This window comes from Enterobacter sp. DTU_2021_1002640_1_SI_PRY_ASU_LCPMC_013, from assembly GCF_032389435.1.
In the GTDB taxonomy this organism is placed as follows: domain Bacteria; phylum Pseudomonadota; class Gammaproteobacteria; order Enterobacterales; family Enterobacteriaceae; genus Enterobacter; species Enterobacter hormaechei_C.
Window position 1 is genome coordinate 3,094,100 of the sequence record NZ_CP135594.1, and the last position, 20,688, is coordinate 3,114,787.

Sequence of the window (20,688 nt, forward strand, 5' to 3'; positions counted from 1 at the left end):
CGAACATACTCGCTTGATGATCGGCTGTGTGGAGTCCAGCACAATCGCGCCGCGATTCCAAAACGCCTGAGTGACGAAGCGAGTCTGAGCAGGCCGGCTCATAGCGGCCGCTCTCTGAAATGAAAAATAGGGGCAGCCGGCAGTTCCCTTTGTTTGCTGATGCCCCCGCCATGAACGGCGATTGTGACGGTTCAACGCTTCAGAGAACCGACACATGCAACCATTCAGCCACTTCCATCGCCATCTGGCGGGCTGCGGCCTGCTGATCGCAGCCGCACTGATGGTTGGCTGCGCCACGACGACGCCTCCGCCGAAGGCCGCCCCCATCGCGAAGCCGGCGATCGTACCGGCAAAACAGAAGCCGGAATTCGTTCCGGTCGTTCGCTATGGACGTTATACCCTGGTCGAACTGGCCCCGGCATCGGCACAGCAAGACCTGCTGTTGCAGGTGGTCGATATCGCCATACCCGACACGCGCACCGCGACCGTGGGCGATGCGTTGCGACACGTCCTGCTACGTTCCGGCTACCAGCTCTGCTCAGTGGGCGAGATCACCGCACTCAATTCACTGCCGTTGCCGGCATCCCACTATCGGTTGGGGCCGATGCTTCTGCGTGATGCCCTGCTGACGCTGGCCGGTTCTGCGTGGGATCTGAAAGTCGACGATGGCGCCCGCCGCGTCTGCTTCACCCGCGCTCCCCAGCCAGCATCTGCCCTGAGCCAACCGGCCGCACACTCTTCCTCGAAGGCGGCCGGTCACGTTGAGAAACGCCCGCTCACCACGGAGGTCCGGCCATGACCATCATCCCCGGCTCCGGCCACCGCTCGCGCGTACCGCTGCTGCGCGTGGCCACCATCACCTGGGTCTTGCTGATCAGCGCTGGTGCGGTGGTCAATCATGTGGCGCTGTCCAACCTTGCCACACAGGCCGGGGACAGCGCACAAAGTACGCAAGTCGCTGTCCTGGAAGCCAGGCTGGCAGAACTGGGGCAGCAGCTCGAAGCGCAGCGGCAACAGCCCGACACGTTGACGACCGCGCAGTTCGAAACCGAGCGCCTGGCCATCGAGCAACGGGTTTCCAGGATCGAGCAGGCGCTCGGCGAACGGCTGACAGCCGAAAGCCTCTCTCCATTGCAAAGCCGCATCGAGCAGTTGGAGGCCCGCCTGGCGAAAGCCGCCCAGGTCGCTCCCACCCCAACCCGGACGCTGAAGAACCCGGCCACCAGGCCCAAGGTGGCGGCGCCTCCATTCAAGGTCATCGGCCTCGAAATGCGCGGCGGCGAGCGTTTTTTGTCGATCCAGCCTACGGGAGCCGCTGCCTCCTCCCTGACAGGCGTTCTGCGGCCCGGCGAAACGGAGGCCGGCTGGCGGCTGGAAACCATCGAAGACCACACCGCGGTGTTCCAGAACGGCGGCCAGGTTCTTCGCGTGGTCGCGCCATAGGAGGGCCAGATGAACTGCAGGATCATTTCGCTTGCGTTGGCGACCAGCCTTGCCGTCTGCGCCGTCTCCGCGGCAACGGCGCAGAACGCACGAACAGCCACTTCTCCGGTTGTTCCCGGCCAGGAACAGCCTGCAATTACGGCCAACAGCGATGAACAGAATGCCCGCGAATGGGGGCTTCGCCCGGAGGAATGGACGCGCTACCGGGAAGTGATGCAGGGGCCTCTGGGCATCTTCTCGCCCAATCTCGACCCGTTGACAGCACTTGGTATCGAGGCGCGTTCGGACGATGAACGTCGCCGCTACGCCGAATTGCAGGTGCAGGTTGAAGCACGTCGCGTCGAAAAAACACTGGCGTATCAGCGCGCCTACGACGCCGCCTGGCAACGCCTGCATCCCGGCATGCAGCGCGTCAATCTGCCGGGAGCCAACATCGCTTCCAGTGCGAATGCCGCATCAAGCGATGCGCGCCGTATGGCCGTATTCGTCAAGGACGAATGCGCCCCATGCGGTCAGCTTGTCCAGCAATTGCAGGCTTCGGAAACCGAATTCGATCTCTACATGGTCGGAAGCCGCCAGGATGATGCCCGCATCCGCAATTGGGCGAAGCGGGCACGTATCGACCCCTCCCGTGTCCGCAACGGCTCCATAACCCTCAACCATGACGCAGGCCGCTGGTTATCACTGGGTCTGCCGGGAGATCTGCCAGCCGTCGTGCGGCAGGTTGGCGATCAATGGCAACGGAAGTGAAGCGCTACGCGCGCCTGCTCGCGCTGCTGGCCGGCTTCATGGCCGGAACCACCCAGGCTACAACCCAGGAGATACCCCCACCTGCCTACCAGCTTGCAGCGAAACGCGCCGATATTCCGTCCCCGGTCCTGTATGCCGTGGCCTTGCAGGAAAGTGGCCTGCAGCGTGGCGGCCGGCTGGTTCCCTGGCCCTGGACTCTGAACGTGGCTGGCGCGGCCCGCCACTTCAGCAGCCACGCAGAGGCCTGCGACGGGCTACGCAAGGCGCTACGCGAAGTTCCCCTGACACGCATCGACGCCGGCCTGGCTCAAATCAACCTGGGCTACCAGAAGCACCGCTACAGCAGCCCCTGCGATCTGCTCGATCCATACCGCAACCTCGCCATCGCGGCCGAAATCCTGCGCGAACAACACACACCCGGCGAGGACTGGTTGGTCGCCATCGGCCGCTATCACCGCCCGGCCGGCGGCGCACCCGCTGCGCGCTACCGGCGCAGCGTCAGCCAGCACCTGGCGCGCGTGGTCGGTCCTTCCCGTGCTGACGCTTCCACAAGGAGGAATACACCATGAAACCTGCCTTCGTCGCCACCGTGAGGCCGATTCTTTGCGCTTTGTTGTGCACAGCCGGTCTGCCAGCCCTGGCGGCCGGCCAGCCACCTCTCGTCGTGGTCGAGGATCATGGAGGCGCCTCCGCTCTGCCTTACTACCAGGCGCTGGACCTGCCGCCACACCGGGATCAGCCGGGTCCGCCGCGTATCTTCGTGCCGCCGGCCGAAGGCAAGACCTTCAGCGAAGCCGATATGCTGCCCGTGCGCTCGGAGCGGCTGTCACCCGGCGATGAGCCTCGCCGGGTGATACAGGCTCCGGGCCTGACACCCGTCTTCCTCATCGGTGATGACGAACGCTCACGCGCCTGGTTGCTTGAACGCAAAGCAGCGTTGCACGAAATCAGCGCCATCGGTCTCGTGGTCAATGTCGGATCAGCAGAGACACTGGTGGGACTGCGTAAACTGGCACCCGAGCTCACCTTGTCCCCCGTATCGGGTGACGACCTCGCTCAGCGACTCGGACTGCGGCACTACCCGGTCCTGATCACCGCCAGCGGCATCGAGCAGTGAGCAAGCCGTCATGGCCCAGCCTCATGCAGTCGAAGTGCTGCTGCGGCCAGCGGTGGAGCTATACACCGTTGCGGTTTGCGCTGGCGCCGCGTTGCTGTGCATGGTGGCACCCTGGTCACTCGCGTTAAGCCCGCTGCTGGGATTCAGCAGCACTCTGGCATTTCTCGTATTTGGCGGCATCCGCCTGCGCGAGGCGATGGCCATCCTGCGATACCGCCGCAATATCCGCCGCCTGCCTCGCTATGTCATGACCAGTCGCCAGGTGCCGGTCAGCCGGCAGCGTCTGTTCATCGGCCGCGGTTTTCGCTGGGACCAGCGCCACACGCACCGGCTGATGCAGACCTATCGACCAGAATTCCGGCGCTACGTCGAGCCGACACCGATCTACCGCCTTGCCCGGCGCGTTGAAGAGCGCCTGGAGTTCGCACCGTTTCCGCTTTCAAAGCTCGCTCGGGTGACTGCATGGGACAACCCGTTGAATCCCGCGCGGCCGCTGCCGCCGGTGGGAGGCATGCCACGCCTGCACGGCATCGAGCCGCATGAGATCGCCGTCACCCTGCCGCTCGGCGAACGGGTCGGCCACTCGCTTGTGCTGGGCACCACGCGCGTCGGCAAGACCCGGCTGGCTGAGTTGTTCATCACGCAGGACATCCGCCGCAAGAACGCCGCCGGCGAGCATGAGGTCGTGATCGTTTTCGACCCCAAGGGTGACGCAGACCTTTTGAAACGGATGTACGTCGAAGCCAAACGCGCGGGGCGCGAGGGCGAGTTCTATGTGTTTCATCTCGGATGGCCCGACATTTCGGCGCGCTACAACGCCGTGGGGCGTTTCGGCCGCATCAGTGAAGTGGCGACCCGCATCGCAGGGCAGCTTTCGGGCGAAGGCAACAGTGCGGCGTTCCGCGAATTTGCATGGCGTTTCGTCAACATCATCGCAAGAGCTCTGGTAGAGCTGGGACAGCGGCCGGACTACCTACTGATCCAGCGCCATGTGGTAAATATCGACGCCCTTTTCATCGAATATGCCCAACACTACTTCGCCAGTCATGAGCCGAAGGCGTGGGAAGTCATCGTCCAGCTTGAAGGCCGGATCAACGACAAGAACATGCCCCGTCACATGATGGGCAGGGAGAAGCGCGTCGTCGCGCTGGAGCAATACCTCTCCCAGGTGCGCGTGTACGATCCCGTGCTCGATGGCCTGCGCTCCGCCGTGCGTTATGACCGTACCTATTTCGACAAGATCGTCGCCTCGTTGCTGCCGCTGCTCGAAAAGCTCACGACCGGTAAAATCGCGCAACTGCTCGCGCCTAACTATTCCGATCTGAACGATCCACGACCAATATTTGACTGGATGCAGATCATCCGCAAGAGGGCGGTCGTCTACGTTGGCCTGGATGCCCTGTCGGATGCGGAGATCGCCGCAGCGGTCGGCAACTCGATGTTCAGCGATCTGGTTTCCGTGGCCGGACACATCTACAAATTCGGGATCGATGACGGGCTTCCCGGTGCCGCCTCCGGGGTGAAACTGCCGATCAACATCCATGCTGATGAATTCAATGAACTCATGGGCGATGAATTCATCCCCATGGTCAACAAGGGCGGCGGTGCCGGCCTGCAAGTCACGGCCTATACCCAGACCCTCAGCGATATCGAAGCGAGGATCGGCAACCGTGCCAAAGCTGGCCAGGTGGTCGGCAACTTCAATAATCTCTTCATGCTACGCGTGCGCGAAACCGCAACCGCTGAGTTGCTCACCAGGCAGCTTCCAAAGGTCGAGGTCTACACCACGTCGCTGATGAGCGGGGCCACCGACAGTTCGGATATTCGCGGGCAGACCGATTTCACCAGCAACACCCAGGACCGCATCACCACGACAAGCGTCCCATTGATCGAGCCGGCGCACGTAGTGGCGCTACCGAAAGGACAGGCCTTCGCATTGCTGGAAGGCGGAAATCTTTGGAAGGTGCGCATGCCGTTGCCAGCCCCAGATCCCGACGAGGCGATGCCCAGGGATCTGCAACAACTGGCGGGCTATATGCGTCAGCACTACGTCGAGGCTGGCGACTGGTGGGAAAACCAGGTGCTTCCCGGACGACAGGATGAACCGCTACCGGACGACCTGCTGGACGACTTCCGGCACATAACCGCAGCCGATGGCGAGGCGGTTGTATGAGTGATCCGGCCACTACCGCGCAACGCCAGCAGAATCGCCAGCAAGGGCTGATCGCCAGCATCATCACGATGCCGTTTCGCCTGTTCGGCGTTCTGTGCGGTTCGTTGCTCCTTTGTATCGTCATCGAATGCGTGGGCATGCACCTGTTCTGGCCGGACGAAGGATGGCGGCACGCGCAGGGCATGCTCGACTATGAACTGTCCCAGCTCTCCGGTCATTTCACCCGCAGCGCTCTGGTACAGGAACCGGGGCGCACTGCGCATTGGCTGGTCGAACAAGCCTACGATTGGATCTTCGTCAAGACCGGCCTGCTGGAGTGGATGCGCAACGCGGCGAACCAGGCCAGTGCTCCCAGCCACAGCGGAACACGCGATTTCCGGTACTACATCAGCCAGGCATATGTCTGGATAGAAAGCTACCTGATCGCTGCGGCGTTCATGGCCCTGGTGTTCATCGTGCGCCTGATGGTGCTGGTGCTGACATTGCCGCTGTTCCTGATGGCCGCCTTCGTGGGGCTGGTCGACGGCCTGGTGCGCCGCGACATCCGCCGTTTCGGCGCCGGGCGCGAATCCGGCTTCATCTATCACCGCGCCAAAGCATCGCTGATGCCGCTGTCCGTGCTGCCCTGGGTGATCTATCTGGCGCTTCCTGTTAGCATTAGTCCATTGCTCATCCTGCTGCCAGGCGCAGTACTGTTGGGGTTGGCGACTGACATCGCAGCCGGAAGCTTCAAGAAATACTTATAGTTGCGACGTGAAAGTTATTTCATATTTAAAAAACAAAGAGTCATTGCATATGAAATATAACTATAAGCTTCACCAGTTATTGTCAAACACATAAACGCTGAGTGGCAATTGATCTGTTGTACGATCAACAGTAGCCCACGAGGACAGGCATGGCGGGTAACGGCTTTGCCGGAAGCTCCTTCGGAAAGTAGCCATCGTAAAATGCGGCCAGTGTCACGAGATAGTTTTTCGCGGCGCCACTGCTTGACATAGATGAGGGTACCGACAGGCGTGCCAGCCTTGCCGATGCAGACCAGGATTTGCTGGCGTATCGAAACCGCGGATTTCATAGCGCCCCCGATGCGGGCGGCTCGCTGCGCACGCGTTTGGGAAGGTCTTCGTCCATCAAGGTCAGGCCGATGTCGTCGCGCGCGGTATCCAGCAGCCCCGACAGGGCCTGTATCTCGCCGAAGACATGCAGGGCGCGGGCAAAGAAGTGGATAGGCACGCGTGCATCGCCTTTTTCCATGCGACGTACAGTAGATACCTATGCGCCCATACGCTCGGCAGGCAGTGGCAGTGGCAGTGGCAGTGGCAGTGGCAGTGGCAGTGGCAGTGGCACATTTAATTTATCACTCTTACAGGCGTATTTATTTTTTAATCTGTTTCCATGAGACAGACTATTGCACTCCCCCCCCCCAACTTTCAATAACCGTTCCCAGGAGAGCGAAGTTCACTTATTAACACTCTCATAGGAATAATAATTTTTGCATCGTACGAGAGTTGCCAGACTGCGCGTCGTGCCTGTTTCCAACGAAAGCGTAAGAGCAGTATTCGCTTCCCCCACACCGCGCTCCAACAGCCTCAAGACGCACATACACCGGCATCCCCAGAATGTGGTGAATCGCCCGTTCCCATTGTTTGCGGTTTTCGCGCGCTCATCACCGCAGCATCAGGCCATTACGCATCAACGGGGAATGCAAAATGGTTCCGTCCTGTCACTTGGCACTTGCAAAGCGCAGCGTATTAGCTGCGGTGCTGCTTGCCTGCCTGTCGACGGCTCTGCCAGCGACCGCGGCCGACGACAGCAATGAGAAGGAACACCTGGCGGCAGTCGTTCGCCAGCTGGACCTGCTCGATCGCCTTGCGAAGCAGTCCGCCGTGTCCGCATCGCAGGAACGCGCCCGCTATCACTTCGACTATACGCGCCTTGCAGCTGACCTGCAGCGCATGCGTGCCGGTATCAACGACTACCTGACACCGCAGCGCGCCCAGCCGCGCGACCCCGGAGCGTTGCAGGGAGATTACCGACAGGAACCCGAACAGGAGCCGAAGCAATGAATGCCAGCCAGATCAACGCCTTCCAGGCCAATGGCGGCTTCACCCCATCCGCCGTATCCGTCGTGCTGCTCGGCACCGTGTTCGCGGTGCTGCTGCTGTGGGGCGTGTGGGCACTGCGCACTGCCTATGTCGGCTGGTCGGAACAGCGGATTTCCCAGCGTCAGTTTCTCGGTGTCGCGGTGCGTTTTTTCGCCATGTACGTCGTGCTGACTTTTTTCCTCCTCTCGTAACGCAAAGGCTCACATCATGAATCCGGTTTCGCATCTCTTCCGTTTCACTCGCATTGCGGCCCTGGCGTCCCTGCCGGTGTTTGCCATGCTGGGTTCATTCGCCCATGCTCAGGGCCTGCCCACGCTTGAAGACCCGTCGCGCGGCAAGGGTTCGGGCATCATGGATACGCTACGTAATTACGGCTATGACATCGTGATGCTGATCGCCCTGCTGGTTGTGGCGTCTATGTTCGTAGGTGTTTGCTACCACGCCTACGGCACCTATGCCGAAATCCACACAGGCCGCAAAACGTGGGGACAGTTCGGCCTGACCGTGGCGGTTGGTGCGGTCCTCCTGGTTGTTGGCATCTGGCTGCTCACCGAAGCCACCGGCGTTCTGTGAGGGAAGAACATGCCTGAACATCAGGACGTCCGGCCTGACGGAACGGTTGCGTTCCTCCCGCATCGCCTCAATCGCCATCCCGTGGTCGTGCGCGGCCTCACAGCGGATGAGTTGTGGGTGTGCGCAGGCCTGTCGGGCACGGCAGGTCTGTTAGTGGGCATTCCGCTGGCCATTATTTACTCAATGATCGCCATCGCTCCCACTGCCATTGTACTCGGCATCGCCACCGGTGTTTCCGCCGGAGGCAGCATACTGCGCCGCCAGAAGCGCGGAAGGCCTGATACCTGGCTGTACCGCCAGATCCAGTGGTACATCGCGCGACAGCATCCGGGTCTGGCCCAGTTCCTCGGCGGCCGCGACCTGGTGACCCGTTCAGGCTACTGGACGACCAGACGGAGGGCCAGCTCGTGAGCCGGTTCAGGAACGAGATCACCCATCTCCAGTCACATATCATGACCCTACGCCTCGGAGCAGGCGCTTTGTTCCTGGTCGCCCTGGTGATGGGGATCGGCTGGTGGAGCGCACCGCGCGACCTGACCATCCACGTGCCACCGGATCTGCGCTCGGGCAGCACCCGGAAATGGTGGGAGGTGCCGCCAGAGTCGGTTTATTCCTTCTCGTTTTATATCTGGCAGCAACTCCAGCGCTGGCCCGTCAATGGCGATGAGGACTATCCCCGTAACATTCATGTGCTGTCGCCTTACTTCACACCATCCTGCCAGAGTTTCCTGCGCCACGACTACGAGTCTCGACGTACGGGTGGCGAACTGCGTCAACGGGTTCGCGGGATCTATGAGATCCCCGGTCGGGGCTACGGCGACGACCCAACCCTGCGTGTAAAAGCAGTCTCGGACCGCGACTGGATCGTCACGCTGGATGTGACGGCGGACGAATACTACGGTTCCGAACAGGTCAAGCGCGCGCTGGTGCGCTACCCCCTCAAGGTCGTGCGCTCGGATGTCGATCCGGAACGCAACCCATTCGGTCTGGCCATCGACTGCTACAGCGGTGCGCCGCAGCGCATCACCACCCCCGACCCCGTGACACCGACCGGTACAACATCCGGCGGGCTCGGCGGCGCTTTGGGAGAGACGCCATGAAACATGTCCTTTATACCCTTGGACTGCTGGTGACCACGAGTTTGCCGACCACGGCCCAGGCGCTGGAAATCCTGCGCTGGGAACGACTGCCGCTGGCCGTGTCTCTGCAGGTGGATCAGGAGCGCGTCGTCTTTATCGACCGCAACGTCCGCGTCGGCGTACCGGCATCGCTGACAGGCCGCCTGCGTGTCCAGAGCGCCGGCGGCGCGATCTACCTGAGAGCCAGCGAGCCGATCGAGCCCACCCGGCTGCAACTGCAGGACGCCGACAGCGGCGCGCTGATCCTGCTGGATATTGCTGCCGAAACGGCGCCAGCAGGTCAGCCACCGATGGAGCCAGTGCGCATTGTCGAAGCTGAAGGTACACCCACCCGTTACGGCGACCTGGCAGCGGCGGCAAAGAGCGATGAAAACGGCGAGCAGGAAGCGGTCTCCCACACGGCACGCGAGACGCCCGTGCCGGTGGTACTGACGCGCTATGCCGCCCAGAATCTTTATGCCCCCCTGCGTACTATTGAGCCGGTATCAGGTATCACGCGCGTCACTCTGAAGCGCAACCTGCCGCTGGACACTTTGCTGCCGACCCTGCCGGTTCGCGCTCGAGCGCTCGCTGCCTGGCGGCTTGATGGCCTTTGGGTGACCGCCGTGCGCCTCACCAATACTTCGAAAAGCAGGCTGTCTCTCGACCCACGCCTTCTGCAAGGCGACTTCATGACGGGAGCATTCCAGCACAACACGCTGGGGCCGGCTGGTTCGCCCGAAGATACGTCGGTGGTTTATCTGGTCACGAAAGGACACGGCCTGGCCGAATCACTGCTGCCTGCGATCAGTCCCGTCAATACGGCGCTGAACCTGCCGGAACCGAAGACACCAGCACGGAAAAACGGAGACTGTCATGAAAGGTAATGGTCTGCTCAAATGGCTAATGGTCCCGATGGCGCTGTTGCTGGTGTTCGTTGGTGTGAAGTTGTTTTCCGGCGGGGGGAGTCAGCCCGACCGGGACGGCAGAGCCCAGCTTACGCCTGAAGAAGCCAGGACACTTGGCATCGAAGGCGATACGCCGCGGGATACGGTGGCGACCCTGGTGGGCCAGGTCCGGCAACTGCGCACCGAACTGCAGGCTGCGATGACCGACAACAAGATCCAGAAAGCGGAGAACGAACGCCTGCGCCAGCGTGAGGGCGCCATTGATCGCCGTATCCAGAGCGCCCTGGAAGCCGAGCGCAACCAGTTGAAAAACGACCGCGAACAGGTCGCCAGCGAACGCCAGCAAACCCAGGGTTTGCTGCAGGAGCTACAGCGTCAGTTCGAGAACCTGAGTAGCAAGAACGGTCACGCCGATCTGCCGGTCGGTCTTGGCCTTGAACCGGGCGATGGCGCAGGCCTCGGAACCGATGGCGTGCGCTGGATCGAGCCGGAAGATGCGCGCAGCGATGGCAAGAACCGCAGTCCCGGCACTACGGGGAACTTCACATTCCCGAACAGCTTCCGCCCGGCACAGAAAACGCTCGACACCAAACAGAATACGGTCGTGGATGCCGGTCGCAAAGCGGCCGGCATCTCCACCGCCAGGCCGGTCTATACCGTGCCGACCAACGCCACGCTGATGGGTTCGATTTCAATGACGGCCTTGATCGGGCGCGTGCCGGTTGACGGAACCGTGAACGATCCATATCCCTTTAAAGTTCTGATCGGTCCGGACAACCTCACCGCCAATGGCATTGACATTCCCGATGTCGCCGGTGCGGTCGTCAGCGGCACGGCGTCGGGCGACTGGACGCTCTCCTGCGTGCGTGGGCAAATCCGCTCGGTCACATTCGTGTTCCATGACGGAACCATCCGCACGGTGCCGGAGGACGGCGAACGTGGCAGCAACCGTCAACAGAACAGCAACGCCAGTGGCAACAATACGCAGGATGGACTTGGCTGGATCAGCGATCCCTGGGGCATTCCGTGTGTTAGCGGCGAACGGCGTAGCAACGCCCAGCAATATTTGGGCACCCAGGCGCTGATCACCGCTGCCGGAGCGGGTGCGGCGTCGCTGATCAAGTCGGACAACGGCAGCGTCGCGGTGGTCGCCAACAACAACGGCTCGCTCGGTACGGTCGGCATTTCCGGCAACGAAGCGATGGGCCGCATCCTGGCCGGTGGTGTCCAGGACATGTCTCAGTGGGTGAACAAGCTCTATGGCCAGGCGTTCGCAGCCGTGTACGTCAGGCCCGGCGCCAGGGTCGCGGTTCATCTCGAACACCCCCTCATCATCGATTACGACCCGAAGGGGCGCAAGGTCGATCATCGTCCCGGAGGTGCTTCTGATGTACAGGATCTGGATTAACGGCCTGACGGTGCTGGTCATCGCCGTAGCGCTTGGCGGCTGCTCAACCAGCAAGGAAAAACTGCTGCCTCACGATGGGCAGAACATGCTGGATATCTGGAACGAGGAAACCGGCGGAAACGCCCGCGGCGGCCAGACCGCCCGGCAGTTGCTCGACGCAAGGCAGTCGCTGCGCCGCCCGCTGACCGAAGCCGATATGAAGGCCGCACCGGTAGTGAATGCCAGCTACACCCGCACAGCACAAAACGAGATCTACCGGCAGTTCCAGCGCCTGCCGAATCCCGATCTCGTGATGTACGTGTTTCCCCATCTCGCGGGCACCGATCCGGTGCCTGTCCCCGGCTACACGACGGTCTTCCCGCTGTACCAGCGCGTGCAGTACGCCATGCCGGGCGAACGAACCGAGAATTACTGATGGGACCGTTCTTCAAACGCCGCGTTACGCAGACACTTGCGGATAGCAGCTCCTCGCCAGATGCTCCACAGGGCGCATGGGAGCGCTATCTCGCGCAACTGCAGGCCCATGGAATCCCTGAACCCGGCAAGCGGGATGCCAGCCGCAGGCCAGCGACATTGAGCGATGAGCAGGCGCTGTACGACGTTTCGCCGTCCTTTGCCGACCTGCTGCCGTGGGTGGAATATCTGCCGGAGTCCAGGTGCATGCTGCTGGAGGACGGAGTTTCCGTCGCTGCGTTCTTCGAACTGATGCCGATCGGCACGGAAGGACGCGAGGCATCCTGGCTGGCACAGGTCCGCGACGCGCTGGAAAATGCAATCCAGGACAGTTTCGATGAGCTGGACGAGTCCCCCTGGGTGATCCAGTTGTATGCCCAGGATGACGCTGACTGGAACCGCTATCTTTCCACCCTTGAAAACTACCTTCAGCCCCGCGCCAGGAAAAGTGCGTTCACGAATTTCTATCTGCGTTTCTTCGGACACCATCTGCGCGCCGTCTCCAGAGAGGGAGGGCTGTTCGAGGATCGCACCGTCACGCGCTTGCCCTGGCACGGGCAGACGCGCCGTGTCCGGCTGGTCGTTTACCGGCGCGTCGGTAACGCGCCGGCCCGGCGCGGACAATCGGCTGAGCATGCACTGAATGTCATTTGTGAACGCCTGGTCGGCGGCCTGGCCAATGCTGGCGTGCAGGCGCACCGCCTGGATGCCGCCGCTATCCATGCCTGGTTGCTGCCCTGGTTCAATCCCGGTCCGGCCCTGCTGGGTCCGACAGCCGAAGACCGTGAGCGGTTCTATCGTCTGGCATCCTGGCCGGAAGTGACCGGAGAGGACGATCTGGAACTTGCCAGCGGCACCGATTTCGCGCAGCGGCTTTTTTTCGGCCAGCCGAGGTCCGATGCGGAAAACGGCCTCTGGTTCTTCGACGGCATGCCCCATCGCACCATCGTGCTCGACCGCCTGCGCACGCCGCCGGCAACCGGTCACCTGACTGGCGAAACCCGCAAGGGGGGTGACGCCTTCAATGCCCTTTTCGACCAGATGCCCGAGGACACGACCATGTGCCTCACTCTGGTGATCACACCCCAGGACATTCTCGAAACCCATCTGAACCATCTGGCGAAAAAAGCGGTCGGGGAAACCCTGGCATCGGAACAGGCGCTCAAAGATGTGCAACAGGCGCGCGGGTTGATCGGCAGTTCGCACAAGCTGTATCGGGCTTCACTGGCGTTCTATTTGCGCGGCCGCGACCTTGCCGATCTCGATAGGCGCGGCCTTCAGCTCGGCAATGTCCTGCTCAATGCTGGCCTGCAGCCTGTACGCGAGGAAGACGAAGTTGCTCCGCTCAACAGCTATCTGCGCTGGCTTCCCTGCGTTTACGACCCCGGCAAGGACAAACGGCAATGGTACACCCAGCTTATGTTTGCCCAGCACGCGGCCAATCTGGCTCCGGTCTGGGGACGCAGCCAGGGAACCGGCCATCCCGGCATCACCTTCTTCAACCGCGGCGGCGGCACCGTCACGTTCGACCCGCTGAACCGGCTCGACCGGCAGATGAATGCGCATCTGTTCCTGTTCGGTCCCACCGGATCGGGCAAGAGCGCGACCCTGAACAATATTCTCAACCAGATCGCCGCGATCTACCGCCCGCGGATGTTCATTGTGGAGGCAGGCAACAGCTTCGGCCTGTTCGGTGATTTTGCGGCGCGGCTGGGGCTCACAGTGCATCGCGTCAGGCTGTCACCCGGTACCGGCGTGAGCCTCGCACCGTTTGCTGATGCCTGGCGTCTGGTCGATACGCCGGGCAAGGTGCAGACACTCGATGCGGATGCGCTGGACGAAAGCACAGGAAAAGAAGAAACAAATGAAGGCGACGAACAGCGTGATGTGCTGGGCGAACTGGAAATCACCGCCCGGCTCATGATCACTGGCGGCGAGGATAAGGAGGAAGCCCGAATGACACGGGCCGATCGGAGCCTGATCCGTCAGTGCATACTGGAGGCTGCAAAGCGCTGCGTATCCGAAAAGCGCACAGTCCTGACCCGAGATGTACGTGATGCGCTGCGTGAGCGCGGAGGAGACCCCACCTTGCCTGAAACGCGCCGCACACGCCTGCTGGAGATGGCCGATGCAATGGATATGTTCTGCCAGGGTATCGACGGTGAAATGTTCGACAGGCCCGGTACACCATGGCCTGAGGCGGACATCACCATCGTCGATCTGGCGACCTTCGCGCGGGAGGGTTACAACGCACAACTCTCCATCGCCTATATTAGCCTGATCAACACGGTGAACAACATCGCCGAACGCGATCAGTTCCTCGGGCGTCCCATCATCAACGTGACCGACGAAGGGCATATCATCACCCGGAACCCGCTACTCGCACCCTATGTTGTGAAAATCACGAAGATGTGGCGAAAGCTGGGAGCCTGGTACTGGCTCGCCACTCAAAACCTCGACGATCTGCCGAAAGCGGCAGAACCTATGCTCAACATGATTGAGTGGTGGATCTGCCTGAGCATGCCGCCCGATGAGGTGGAGAAGATCGCCCGCTTCCGGGATCTCAATGCATCGCAAAAAGCCCTCTTGCTCTCGGCAAGGAAGGAAGCTGGCAAATTCACGGAAGGGGTGATCCTTTCAAAGTCGATGGAAATACTGTTTCGCGCCGTTCCACCGAGCCTGTATCTGGCCCTCGCCATGACTGAGCCGGAAGAAAAAGCCGAACGCTACCAGCTGATGCAGCAGTTTGGCATCAGCGAACTCGATGCGGCGTTCAAGGTAGCCGAAAAAATCGACCAGGCCCGCGGCATCAGCTCTTTACCGCTGGACGCACTCAACTGATGCGCAAAACCTGAAGCCCCCCACTACCCGGGGTTGGGCAAACTCGCGTTGTTTACTTCAGCATTTGGCCGGTTATGTTCAACTGTGAGGACAAATCATCACTAAGCGGCTCGACATTGCGGCGGGCTATCAGGAATCTGTCATGCAAATATCGTTTCTTACACGTTTTCATCGCCGCATGCTCGGTCCTCTGACTGTTGTCGTGCTTTCTTTACTGCTTGTAACCACGTGGTACGAGGCAAGCCGCACCAGCTTACCGGCAAAAGACCACACGGAAGATGTTGCTGCTCTACAGTATCCCCGTAACCCGCCGTGGCGTTACGGACAAGCCGATGCACGTTTTACACTGGTTTTGTACGCTGATCTTGAATGCCAGTATTGCAGGAGATATTACCCGGTGCTCAAAGCCTGGGTTGATCAGCATCCTGAGACGAACCTGCAATGGCATCATCTGCCCCTTCCCATGCATGAACCGGCAGCATCGCGACAAGCCCAACTGGCTGAATGTGTGGGTGAATCCAGTGGTCAGGCGGCGTTCTGGCAAGCGGTCACCTGGATTTATCAACAGACTCGTGGCGATGGTGCTGGATTACCCGAAAGCATCTCGTTCCCGGCACTCACGCCAGCCATTCAACTCTGCCTGAATAGTCCCCGACCAAAAGCAATCGTTCAGGAGCAGGCCAGCGAAGGTGCGCGTGATGGGGTCACCGCCACTCCAACCCTGAAACTGAGCGATAACCAGAATGACCGGACTCTTTTCCTGCCCGGCCCAGTCGAAGGTGATGCGCTACTTTCAGCGTTGGATTTGCTATCCGCAGGCAGTAACGCCGACCAGGCAGAGAACACCGAAATGTCCGCTGATGTTGTCAGCGTCATGCCCAGGTAGCCTTCGATCATCAAGGCTACGACGCGAATTGCTCGCGTTGATCGATCCCGTTCGCATCGCATCCGCTCCGCGAACGACCATCACCTGTGTGATGGTGGATGCCTGATATTCAGCACATTACGTCTCATCATCCCATGAGGGCACCCTCCTGGGTGTACTCCCCTATACTTCCTTTGGAGGTCGCTATGTCCACTATTCCATCCATTCTCGATGCTCATCGGGATTCGAAAACAAATCCGTTCAATTTGCACGATGACTGGATTATTGAGCAGGCCATCGCCTTATTAGAACAGCGTGTGTTCAGGAGTGGGCCAGCACTGGAAGGCCCTGACGCCGTCCGGGATTATCTGCGTCTGAAATTGATGGAAGAAGCCAACGAAGTCTTTGCCGTTGTGTTTCTCGATAATCGCCATAAGGTTCTCGCGTATGAGCCGATGTTTAAAGGCACCATCAACGCAACCACCATATATCCAAGGGTGGTCGTCCAGCGAGCGCTGACCATCAATGCCGCCGCCACAATTTTATGCCACAACCATCCCTCGGGCATGGTTGAACCCAGCCAGGAAGATCGCACGATCACCGCCCGTCTGAAAGAAGCATTGGCAATGGTGGATGTTCGGGTTCTGGATCACTTCATCATCGGTAAAGGCAATCCTTATTCCTTCGCCGAAGCTGGTCTGCTGTAGCCATTGCTGGTGCGCATACCTTCGGCGGGATCCTTATCCAGTTAGCTTTCAACTCTGTGCGGGCTATTCCGGCCTGTGGTGGTGGAGGGTCAGTGAGTTCCTCTGCAAAGCCTCATATGAAGTAAAATATGACAATTTTCCATGCTACAGGCCTGCGTTTACGCGCTTGCATCCTCAGGTTCAGTCTGATCGACCATTTCTATCGAAGCCATCCAAGAAAAGTGATTCAACTGGAAGTCGGATGATCATTGGTGGGAGCTCGGTCTCCCACTTTCATACGCTTAAACAGAGCCAACCTGAGCCTCACGACGTTGAATACTCATGCCAGGCGTGACTGGACAGCCACCCGCAGATTGGCGACGAATCCCCTCTGGTCGGGATTGCGAAAACGGAGGAATGGCAGATTAACCAACACCACTGGCGCCAGGTTGTGGTAATTCAGCTATCACCCCGACGATAAAGAAAGCCGTTTGGTCATTTCCCTTAGACTACGCTGGCGGAACCCCGTGATAAGCGCGATACAGCGCAAGCTACTGGAGTCCTGTATCGGCCCTTCTCAGCTTCGTAAGGCGGACATCAGCGTTATTGATGAATCCCGAATGTTTCGTACGTCGTCACCACGTGGCAAAACAGTTGCCTTAAACTATGGTTGGAAGCCCATCCCTGTAAAGTCCTCAACTGCCTGAAACGCTATGTTTTTCCCGCCATTGGGTAATGGTTATCGCTCAGGTTGAAACCCGCCGTCTGGCGCAGCTGGTGAAGGCGATTGACGATAGAGGCGTGCATGACGGTGTCGGCCGGTACGCCTGCATCTGACCAAAATCATGTGCTACGCCTTACAACAGGATCTGATTAAATATAATCCGGCTTATGATTTTGAGGGTGTCGTGCCCCCCGGTGGTAACCTAACATCACTCCGCCCCCCGCAACTGAAACTCCTGCCAGAACTGCCGGAGAGGATGAGTAATTACAAAGGGAGGGAATTGACTCGTCTGGCGCTGGAGCTCAATCTGCATGTCTTTCTGCGCTCCAGTGAACTACGTTTCGCAACTGGATGAGTTTAACCTGAAAGCCCATATCTGGAGGGTGCCTGTAAAGCGTGAGGCCGTAACGGCGTGAGGTTTTGAGAGCGTGCCACAAAAATGAAGGATGAAAATCTGGTGCCGCTGGCGCAACAGGCGGCTGTTCTGCTGAAACAGATTCAGACGATATCTGGCGAATCAGTTTTTGTTTTTAGGCTACACGCGTCAAATATGAACGTATGAGATTGACTGAAAACAAAAAAAGGGATAAAATAAGAGCAATTTGCATTTTGTGCTCTTTCAATACAAGCTGCAATACATAGTTTTCACATGTGTTTACTAAGTCTTTGAATTTAAAATAATCAGTTTTAGATTTTTTTCCTTCACAGCGATAAGGTGATCCATATGACTGATGTACGTATCACATGCATTACACTCTCTGATACCAATGCTATCCACGAACATATTACTCATGTAGGCAGCCCTCAGTTCAATCCGCAAGGGAGTAAATGGACAGTTGCGCAGGTTATAGCGGCGATTGAAAAAAAAGAGCATACTTTTCATGTAACTGATGAATATGGCAACACAGCCTATGTTGGTGTTGTAGATCCCAAAGATGGACGAAAGAAATTTATCCGAACTTATGCCGATGGCAAATGGAACAACAATCTTCTTTCGTTACCACAATGTTAAAACTACAGGGGCGAAAGCCCCTTCAAAAAGTCAAGAGCAAAAACATGCTGAATAAAAGGCGATGTCCTCAAAAAAGAATCCTGAAAGAAACCTTGAGACAGTACAGGACTTCCTACGTTTTTTCTCACTCTGTTTAAATAAAAAAATTGACTTTAAGAGCTTCATTTTCAGGGAGTACGAACATGCAAATCATAAACTTATCCCATCAGGTTTGCGAAGCGATAGCTTTCAATAAAAAAGGATTCAGGCCGAAGCTGCCATTCTTAAAAGTGTTATAAGATATCTAACAGAAATGAGCTGGTTCCACCACCTGCAGAATGTTGGTTTAAGGGCGATATTCATTTAGTTACAAACCAATTTGTGGTTGCCGATCGTCATGAAAATGAAAAATGACTCCCGGCGCATGAAACTATATCGTATGCTATTTTTATTGAGGTATGACTACCCCGCTCATGTACCCAAGTTACCATGGAATTGCAAAACATTTATATTTTCTCAAAACATTGGGGATGAAAAACCTCGTCAAGAACTTCTATATTGAGGAATGATGCATCGTTTTTTTGCGAGACATTATAAAATATTTATCCTTCTGATTTTCCTGTATACAAATTTCGGCCATATCTAAATAACTGTTCCTAATAGTAGATCACTTCCGGGAACTTACACCAAATTGAAGGTACCCTTCAATATTGAAGTGTTTAAACGACAATCAAAGATCCAGCTTTTCCAGCAATATCCGTCTGTACACATTAGTCTGCCGTTTGATGAATCCTGTCTTTTTATAAAGCTCATTTGCTGCTACACGTCCTGAACGGGACGTCAGATCAATATAACGTGCTCCGTAGGTACGTGAGTAAACAATAGCAGAATGAAGTAATTCAGAGGCGACCCCTCTTCGTCTGAACCGGGTACCGACAATCACGTCTTCAATGATACACTTCTTACCCGACAGCAGTGTCACGCAAACTAATGTCAACATACCCGCTGGTGCTGGTATTGCATCATCATAAGCCACAAATATTTGTACCGATTCAGAGTTAATAATTCCTTTAAGAACATCGGCTTCCAGATCTGATGCTGTTTCTGACAGTTCAGACAGTAAATTCGTCAAATCGGAAACCAGAGTTTCAGTTACTGATGAAAGACATTCAACCCTGATGTTCTGCATTCCAGCACCGCTCCTGTGAGTTTACTTATATGGCTGCCCATATTCAGGCAATAGCGTATTTTTTCAGGAACTCAGTCCCGGTTGTGGGATCTGACCAATCGTCAGAGACTCCAAATCACCAGCCGGACTGAGCAATGCCAATTATAGCTTCCATTTCCCGTACTGAACGACGCATGATGCAGAAAACTGTTCACAGAACAAAGGATAAAAACCATGCCCGCAGACTGACCGCCATGCTGATGCTGCACCGGGGCGACAGTGTCAGCTATGTTGCCAGAACACTCTGTTGCGCCCGCTCATCCGTGGGCGATGGATTAACTGGTTTACGTTATATGGTGTGGAAGGCCTGAAGTCCTTACCCGCAGGGCGTGGCCACCGCTGGCCGTTTGAACATATCTGTGCACTGCTGGGTGAACTTGTAAAATATTCTCCGGGCGATTTTGGTTATCAGCGTTCACGCTGGAGCACGGAACTGCTGGCGATAAAAATCAGGGATATAACCGGATGTTCGTTACATGCCTCCACGGTTCGTCGCTGGCTGCCCGCTGCTGGTCTGGTATGGCGCAGAGCTGCCCCCACACTGTGTATCCGTGATCCGCACAAAGATGAAAAACTGGCGACGATAAACGAGGCACTGGCACAGTGCAGCCAGGATCACCCTGTGTTTTACGAATACGAGGTGGACATCCATCTTAATCCTAAAACCGGCGCAGACTGGCAACTACGGGGTCAACAAAAACGCGTGGTAACGCCGGGTCAGAATGAAAAATACTATCTGGCAGGCGCACTGCACAGTGGCTCGGGCAGAGTCAGCTATGTGGGAGGCAGCAGCAAGAGTTCATCGCTTTTTATCAGCCTGTTGCAACATCTGAAGGCGAGTTACAGGCGGGCAAAAACGATTACGCTCATCGTGGATAACTACATCATCCATAAAAGTCGTAAAACACTGGGCTGGCTAAAAGAGAACCCGAAGTTCAGGGTGATTTACCAGCCGGTTTACTCACCATGGGTGAATCATGTTGAACGCCTGTGGCTGGCATTGCACGAAACTATTACCCGTAATCACCAGTGCCGCTCAATGTGGCAATTGTTGAAGAAAGTCCGTCACTTTATGGATACCGTCAGTCCGTTCCCAGGTGGAAAACATGAACTGACAAAAGTGTAGCGGTATTAGGATCACTTATTTAGAAATCATGGAAGCCCGATTCATTGCCTGGCTGATCTCCTTCTTAATTAAGTCCAGATAACGCTTGAATCGCTACGGGGTTAGCAGATACCTGTGAGTCATTTAATATGCCTTAAAGAAAGGTGTCCATGAGAGGTGTACGTTATCCCGTTTTGGTG

General features: G+C 57.8%; 22 protein-coding genes and 2 pseudogenes. 21 read left to right on the forward strand and 3 right to left on the reverse strand.

Annotated elements, in window-relative coordinates:
* Positions 1 to 214: 214 nt before the first annotated feature.
* The 7 genes from RS584_RS14865 to RS584_RS14895 are packed head-to-tail and all read left to right on the forward strand — an operon-like array spanning position 215 to position 6,229.
* Positions 215 to 799: a PilL N-terminal domain-containing protein gene (locus tag RS584_RS14865; protein WP_315748143.1), complete on the forward strand. Its 585-nt coding sequence runs from the start codon at positions 215 to 217 to the stop codon at positions 797 to 799.
* Complete coding sequence (locus RS584_RS14870) at positions 796 to 1,443, forward strand: hypothetical protein (RefSeq protein WP_315748144.1); 648 nt, start codon at positions 796 to 798, stop codon at positions 1,441 to 1,443. Before RS584_RS14865 ends, RS584_RS14870 begins: the two co-directional genes overlap by 4 nt.
* Positions 1,444 to 1,452: 9 nt before the next feature.
* Positions 1,453 to 2,193, forward strand: coding sequence for a TIGR03759 family integrating conjugative element protein (locus RS584_RS14875; protein WP_315748145.1), 741 nt, complete (start codon positions 1,453 to 1,455; stop codon positions 2,191 to 2,193).
* The gene (locus tag RS584_RS14880) at positions 2,178 to 2,762 is read left to right on the forward strand and encodes a transglycosylase SLT domain-containing protein (RefSeq protein WP_410493083.1); all 585 of its coding nucleotides are present in this window, start codon (positions 2,178 to 2,180) and stop codon (positions 2,760 to 2,762) included. The genes RS584_RS14875 and RS584_RS14880 overlap by 16 nt, the downstream gene beginning before the upstream one ends.
* Complete coding sequence (locus tag RS584_RS14885; protein ID WP_315748146.1) at positions 2,759 to 3,310, forward strand: integrating conjugative element protein; 552 nt, start codon at positions 2,759 to 2,761, stop codon at positions 3,308 to 3,310. Before RS584_RS14880 ends, RS584_RS14885 begins: the two co-directional genes overlap by 4 nt.
* Positions 3,311 to 3,320: 10 nt before the next feature.
* Complete coding sequence (traD, locus tag RS584_RS14890) at positions 3,321 to 5,483, forward strand: type IV conjugative transfer system coupling protein TraD (RefSeq protein WP_315748147.1); 2,163 nt, start codon at positions 3,321 to 3,323, stop codon at positions 5,481 to 5,483.
* Positions 5,480 to 6,229 carry a TIGR03747 family integrating conjugative element membrane protein gene (locus RS584_RS14895; RefSeq protein ID WP_315748148.1) on the forward strand — a complete coding sequence of 250 codons (750 nt, stop codon included), beginning with the start codon at positions 5,480 to 5,482 and terminating at the stop codon, positions 6,227 to 6,229. The genes traD and RS584_RS14895 overlap by 4 nt, the downstream gene beginning before the upstream one ends.
* Before the next feature lie 14 nt (positions 6,230 to 6,243).
* On the opposite strand, the gene RS584_RS14900 is transcribed toward RS584_RS14895, so the two are convergent.
* Both RS584_RS14900 and RS584_RS14905 read right to left on the reverse strand, forming a co-directional pair.
* Positions 6,244 to 6,558, reverse strand: a complete 315-nt coding sequence (locus RS584_RS14900) for a hypothetical protein (RefSeq protein WP_315748149.1) — start codon at positions 6,556 to 6,558, stop codon at positions 6,244 to 6,246.
* Positions 6,555 to 6,737: a hypothetical protein gene (locus RS584_RS14905; protein ID WP_315748150.1), complete on the reverse strand. Its 183-nt coding sequence runs from the start codon at positions 6,735 to 6,737 to the stop codon at positions 6,555 to 6,557. The genes RS584_RS14900 and RS584_RS14905 overlap by 4 nt, the downstream gene beginning before the upstream one ends.
* Before the next feature lie 455 nt (positions 6,738 to 7,192).
* Here RS584_RS14905 and RS584_RS14910 point away from each other — a divergent pair, with 455 nt between their 5' ends.
* From RS584_RS14910 to RS584_RS14970, 13 genes and pseudogenes are all read left to right on the forward strand, one after another.
* Positions 7,193 to 7,549 carry an RAQPRD family integrative conjugative element protein gene (locus RS584_RS14910; RefSeq protein WP_315748151.1) on the forward strand — a complete coding sequence of 119 codons (357 nt, stop codon included), beginning with the start codon at positions 7,193 to 7,195 and terminating at the stop codon, positions 7,547 to 7,549.
* A complete protein-coding gene (locus RS584_RS14915) occupies positions 7,546 to 7,779 on the forward strand; it encodes a TIGR03758 family integrating conjugative element protein (protein ID WP_315748152.1) in 234 nt (77 codons plus the stop codon). The genes RS584_RS14910 and RS584_RS14915 overlap by 4 nt, the downstream gene beginning before the upstream one ends.
* A gap of 16 nt (positions 7,780 to 7,795) precedes the next feature.
* Positions 7,796 to 8,161 (forward strand): TIGR03745 family integrating conjugative element membrane protein, encoded by a 366-nt coding sequence (locus RS584_RS14920; protein ID WP_315748153.1) that lies wholly within the window; start codon positions 7,796 to 7,798, stop codon positions 8,159 to 8,161.
* A 9-nt stretch (positions 8,162 to 8,170) separates the two neighbouring features.
* Positions 8,171 to 8,572 carry a TIGR03750 family conjugal transfer protein gene (locus RS584_RS14925; protein ID WP_315748154.1) on the forward strand — a complete coding sequence of 134 codons (402 nt, stop codon included), beginning with the start codon at positions 8,171 to 8,173 and terminating at the stop codon, positions 8,570 to 8,572.
* Complete coding sequence (locus RS584_RS14930) at positions 8,569 to 9,261, forward strand: PFL_4703 family integrating conjugative element protein (protein WP_315748155.1); 693 nt, start codon at positions 8,569 to 8,571, stop codon at positions 9,259 to 9,261. The genes RS584_RS14925 and RS584_RS14930 overlap by 4 nt, the downstream gene beginning before the upstream one ends.
* Positions 9,258 to 10,166, forward strand: a complete 909-nt coding sequence (locus tag RS584_RS14935) for a TIGR03749 family integrating conjugative element protein (protein WP_315748156.1) — start codon at positions 9,258 to 9,260, stop codon at positions 10,164 to 10,166. The genes RS584_RS14930 and RS584_RS14935 overlap by 4 nt, the downstream gene beginning before the upstream one ends.
* Positions 10,156 to 11,595 (forward strand): TIGR03752 family integrating conjugative element protein, encoded by a 1,440-nt coding sequence (locus tag RS584_RS14940; protein WP_315748157.1) that lies wholly within the window; start codon positions 10,156 to 10,158, stop codon positions 11,593 to 11,595. The genes RS584_RS14935 and RS584_RS14940 overlap by 11 nt, the downstream gene beginning before the upstream one ends.
* The gene (locus RS584_RS14945) at positions 11,576 to 12,010 is read left to right on the forward strand and encodes a TIGR03751 family conjugal transfer lipoprotein (protein ID WP_315748158.1); all 435 of its coding nucleotides are present in this window, start codon (positions 11,576 to 11,578) and stop codon (positions 12,008 to 12,010) included. The genes RS584_RS14940 and RS584_RS14945 overlap by 20 nt, the downstream gene beginning before the upstream one ends.
* The gene (locus RS584_RS14950; protein WP_315748159.1) at positions 12,010 to 14,889 is read left to right on the forward strand and encodes a conjugative transfer ATPase; all 2,880 of its coding nucleotides are present in this window, start codon (positions 12,010 to 12,012) and stop codon (positions 14,887 to 14,889) included. The genes RS584_RS14945 and RS584_RS14950 overlap by 1 nt, the downstream gene beginning before the upstream one ends.
* A 178-nt stretch (positions 14,890 to 15,067) precedes the next feature.
* Positions 15,068 to 15,775 (forward strand): thioredoxin domain-containing protein, encoded by a 708-nt coding sequence (locus RS584_RS14955; protein WP_410493175.1) that lies wholly within the window; start codon positions 15,068 to 15,070, stop codon positions 15,773 to 15,775.
* Positions 15,776 to 15,960: 185 nt separating this feature from the next.
* Complete coding sequence (gene radC / locus RS584_RS14960) at positions 15,961 to 16,461, forward strand: RadC family protein (RefSeq protein ID WP_315748161.1); 501 nt, start codon at positions 15,961 to 15,963, stop codon at positions 16,459 to 16,461.
* A 487-nt stretch (positions 16,462 to 16,948) separates the two neighbouring features.
* Positions 16,949 to 17,696: pseudogene (locus tag RS584_RS14965) on the forward strand (tyrosine-type recombinase/integrase); the annotation flags it as partial.
* Between the two features lie 192 nt (positions 17,697 to 17,888).
* Positions 17,889 to 18,176 (forward strand): DUF3892 domain-containing protein, encoded by a 288-nt coding sequence (locus tag RS584_RS14970; protein WP_315748162.1) that lies wholly within the window; start codon positions 17,889 to 17,891, stop codon positions 18,174 to 18,176.
* Positions 18,177 to 18,885: 709 nt separating this feature from the next.
* Here the strand turns inward: RS584_RS14970 and RS584_RS14975 are convergent.
* Positions 18,886 to 19,344, reverse strand: coding sequence for a GNAT family N-acetyltransferase (locus tag RS584_RS14975; protein ID WP_315748163.1), 459 nt, complete (start codon positions 19,342 to 19,344; stop codon positions 18,886 to 18,888).
* 134 nt (positions 19,345 to 19,478) lie between these two features.
* Here RS584_RS14975 and RS584_RS14980 point away from each other — a divergent pair.
* Positions 19,479 to 20,509: pseudogene (locus RS584_RS14980) on the forward strand (IS630 family transposase).
* The last annotated feature ends 179 nt before the right edge of the window (positions 20,510 to 20,688 follow it).

Bases quoted from the DNA above. Each gene is read 5' to 3' on its own strand.
- RS584_RS14865 (WP_315748143.1), top strand. From the start codon at position 215: ATGCAACCATTCAGCCACTTCCATCGCCATCTGGCGGGCTGCGGCCTG.
- RS584_RS14870 (WP_315748144.1), top strand. From the start codon at position 796: ATGACCATCATCCCCGGCTCCGGCCACCGCTCGCGCGTACCGCTGCTG.
- RS584_RS14875 (WP_315748145.1), top strand. From the start codon at position 1,453: ATGAACTGCAGGATCATTTCGCTTGCGTTGGCGACCAGCCTTGCCGTC.
- RS584_RS14880 (WP_410493083.1), top strand. From the start codon at position 2,178: ATGGCAACGGAAGTGAAGCGCTACGCGCGCCTGCTCGCGCTGCTGGCC.
- RS584_RS14885 (WP_315748146.1), top strand. From the start codon at position 2,759: ATGAAACCTGCCTTCGTCGCCACCGTGAGGCCGATTCTTTGCGCTTTG.
- traD (WP_315748147.1), top strand. From the start codon at position 3,321: ATGGCCCAGCCTCATGCAGTCGAAGTGCTGCTGCGGCCAGCGGTGGAG.
- RS584_RS14895 (WP_315748148.1), top strand. From the start codon at position 5,480: ATGAGTGATCCGGCCACTACCGCGCAACGCCAGCAGAATCGCCAGCAA.
- RS584_RS14900 (WP_315748149.1), bottom strand. From the start codon at position 6,558: ATGAAATCCGCGGTTTCGATACGCCAGCAAATCCTGGTCTGCATCGGC.
- RS584_RS14905 (WP_315748150.1), bottom strand. From the start codon at position 6,737: ATGGAAAAAGGCGATGCACGCGTGCCTATCCACTTCTTTGCCCGCGCC.
- RS584_RS14910 (WP_315748151.1), top strand. From the start codon at position 7,193: ATGGTTCCGTCCTGTCACTTGGCACTTGCAAAGCGCAGCGTATTAGCT.
- RS584_RS14915 (WP_315748152.1), top strand. From the start codon at position 7,546: ATGAATGCCAGCCAGATCAACGCCTTCCAGGCCAATGGCGGCTTCACC.
- RS584_RS14920 (WP_315748153.1), top strand. From the start codon at position 7,796: ATGAATCCGGTTTCGCATCTCTTCCGTTTCACTCGCATTGCGGCCCTG.
- RS584_RS14925 (WP_315748154.1), top strand. From the start codon at position 8,171: ATGCCTGAACATCAGGACGTCCGGCCTGACGGAACGGTTGCGTTCCTC.
- RS584_RS14935 (WP_315748156.1), top strand. From the start codon at position 9,258: ATGAAACATGTCCTTTATACCCTTGGACTGCTGGTGACCACGAGTTTG.
- RS584_RS14940 (WP_315748157.1), top strand. From the start codon at position 10,156: ATGAAAGGTAATGGTCTGCTCAAATGGCTAATGGTCCCGATGGCGCTG.
- RS584_RS14945 (WP_315748158.1), top strand. From the start codon at position 11,576: ATGTACAGGATCTGGATTAACGGCCTGACGGTGCTGGTCATCGCCGTA.
- RS584_RS14950 (WP_315748159.1), top strand. From the start codon at position 12,010: ATGGGACCGTTCTTCAAACGCCGCGTTACGCAGACACTTGCGGATAGC.
- RS584_RS14955 (WP_410493175.1), top strand. From the start codon at position 15,068: ATGCTCGGTCCTCTGACTGTTGTCGTGCTTTCTTTACTGCTTGTAACC.
- radC (WP_315748161.1), top strand. From the start codon at position 15,961: ATGTCCACTATTCCATCCATTCTCGATGCTCATCGGGATTCGAAAACA.
- RS584_RS14970 (WP_315748162.1), top strand. From the start codon at position 17,889: ATGACTGATGTACGTATCACATGCATTACACTCTCTGATACCAATGCT.
- RS584_RS14975 (WP_315748163.1), bottom strand. From the start codon at position 19,344: ATGCAGAACATCAGGGTTGAATGTCTTTCATCAGTAACTGAAACTCTG.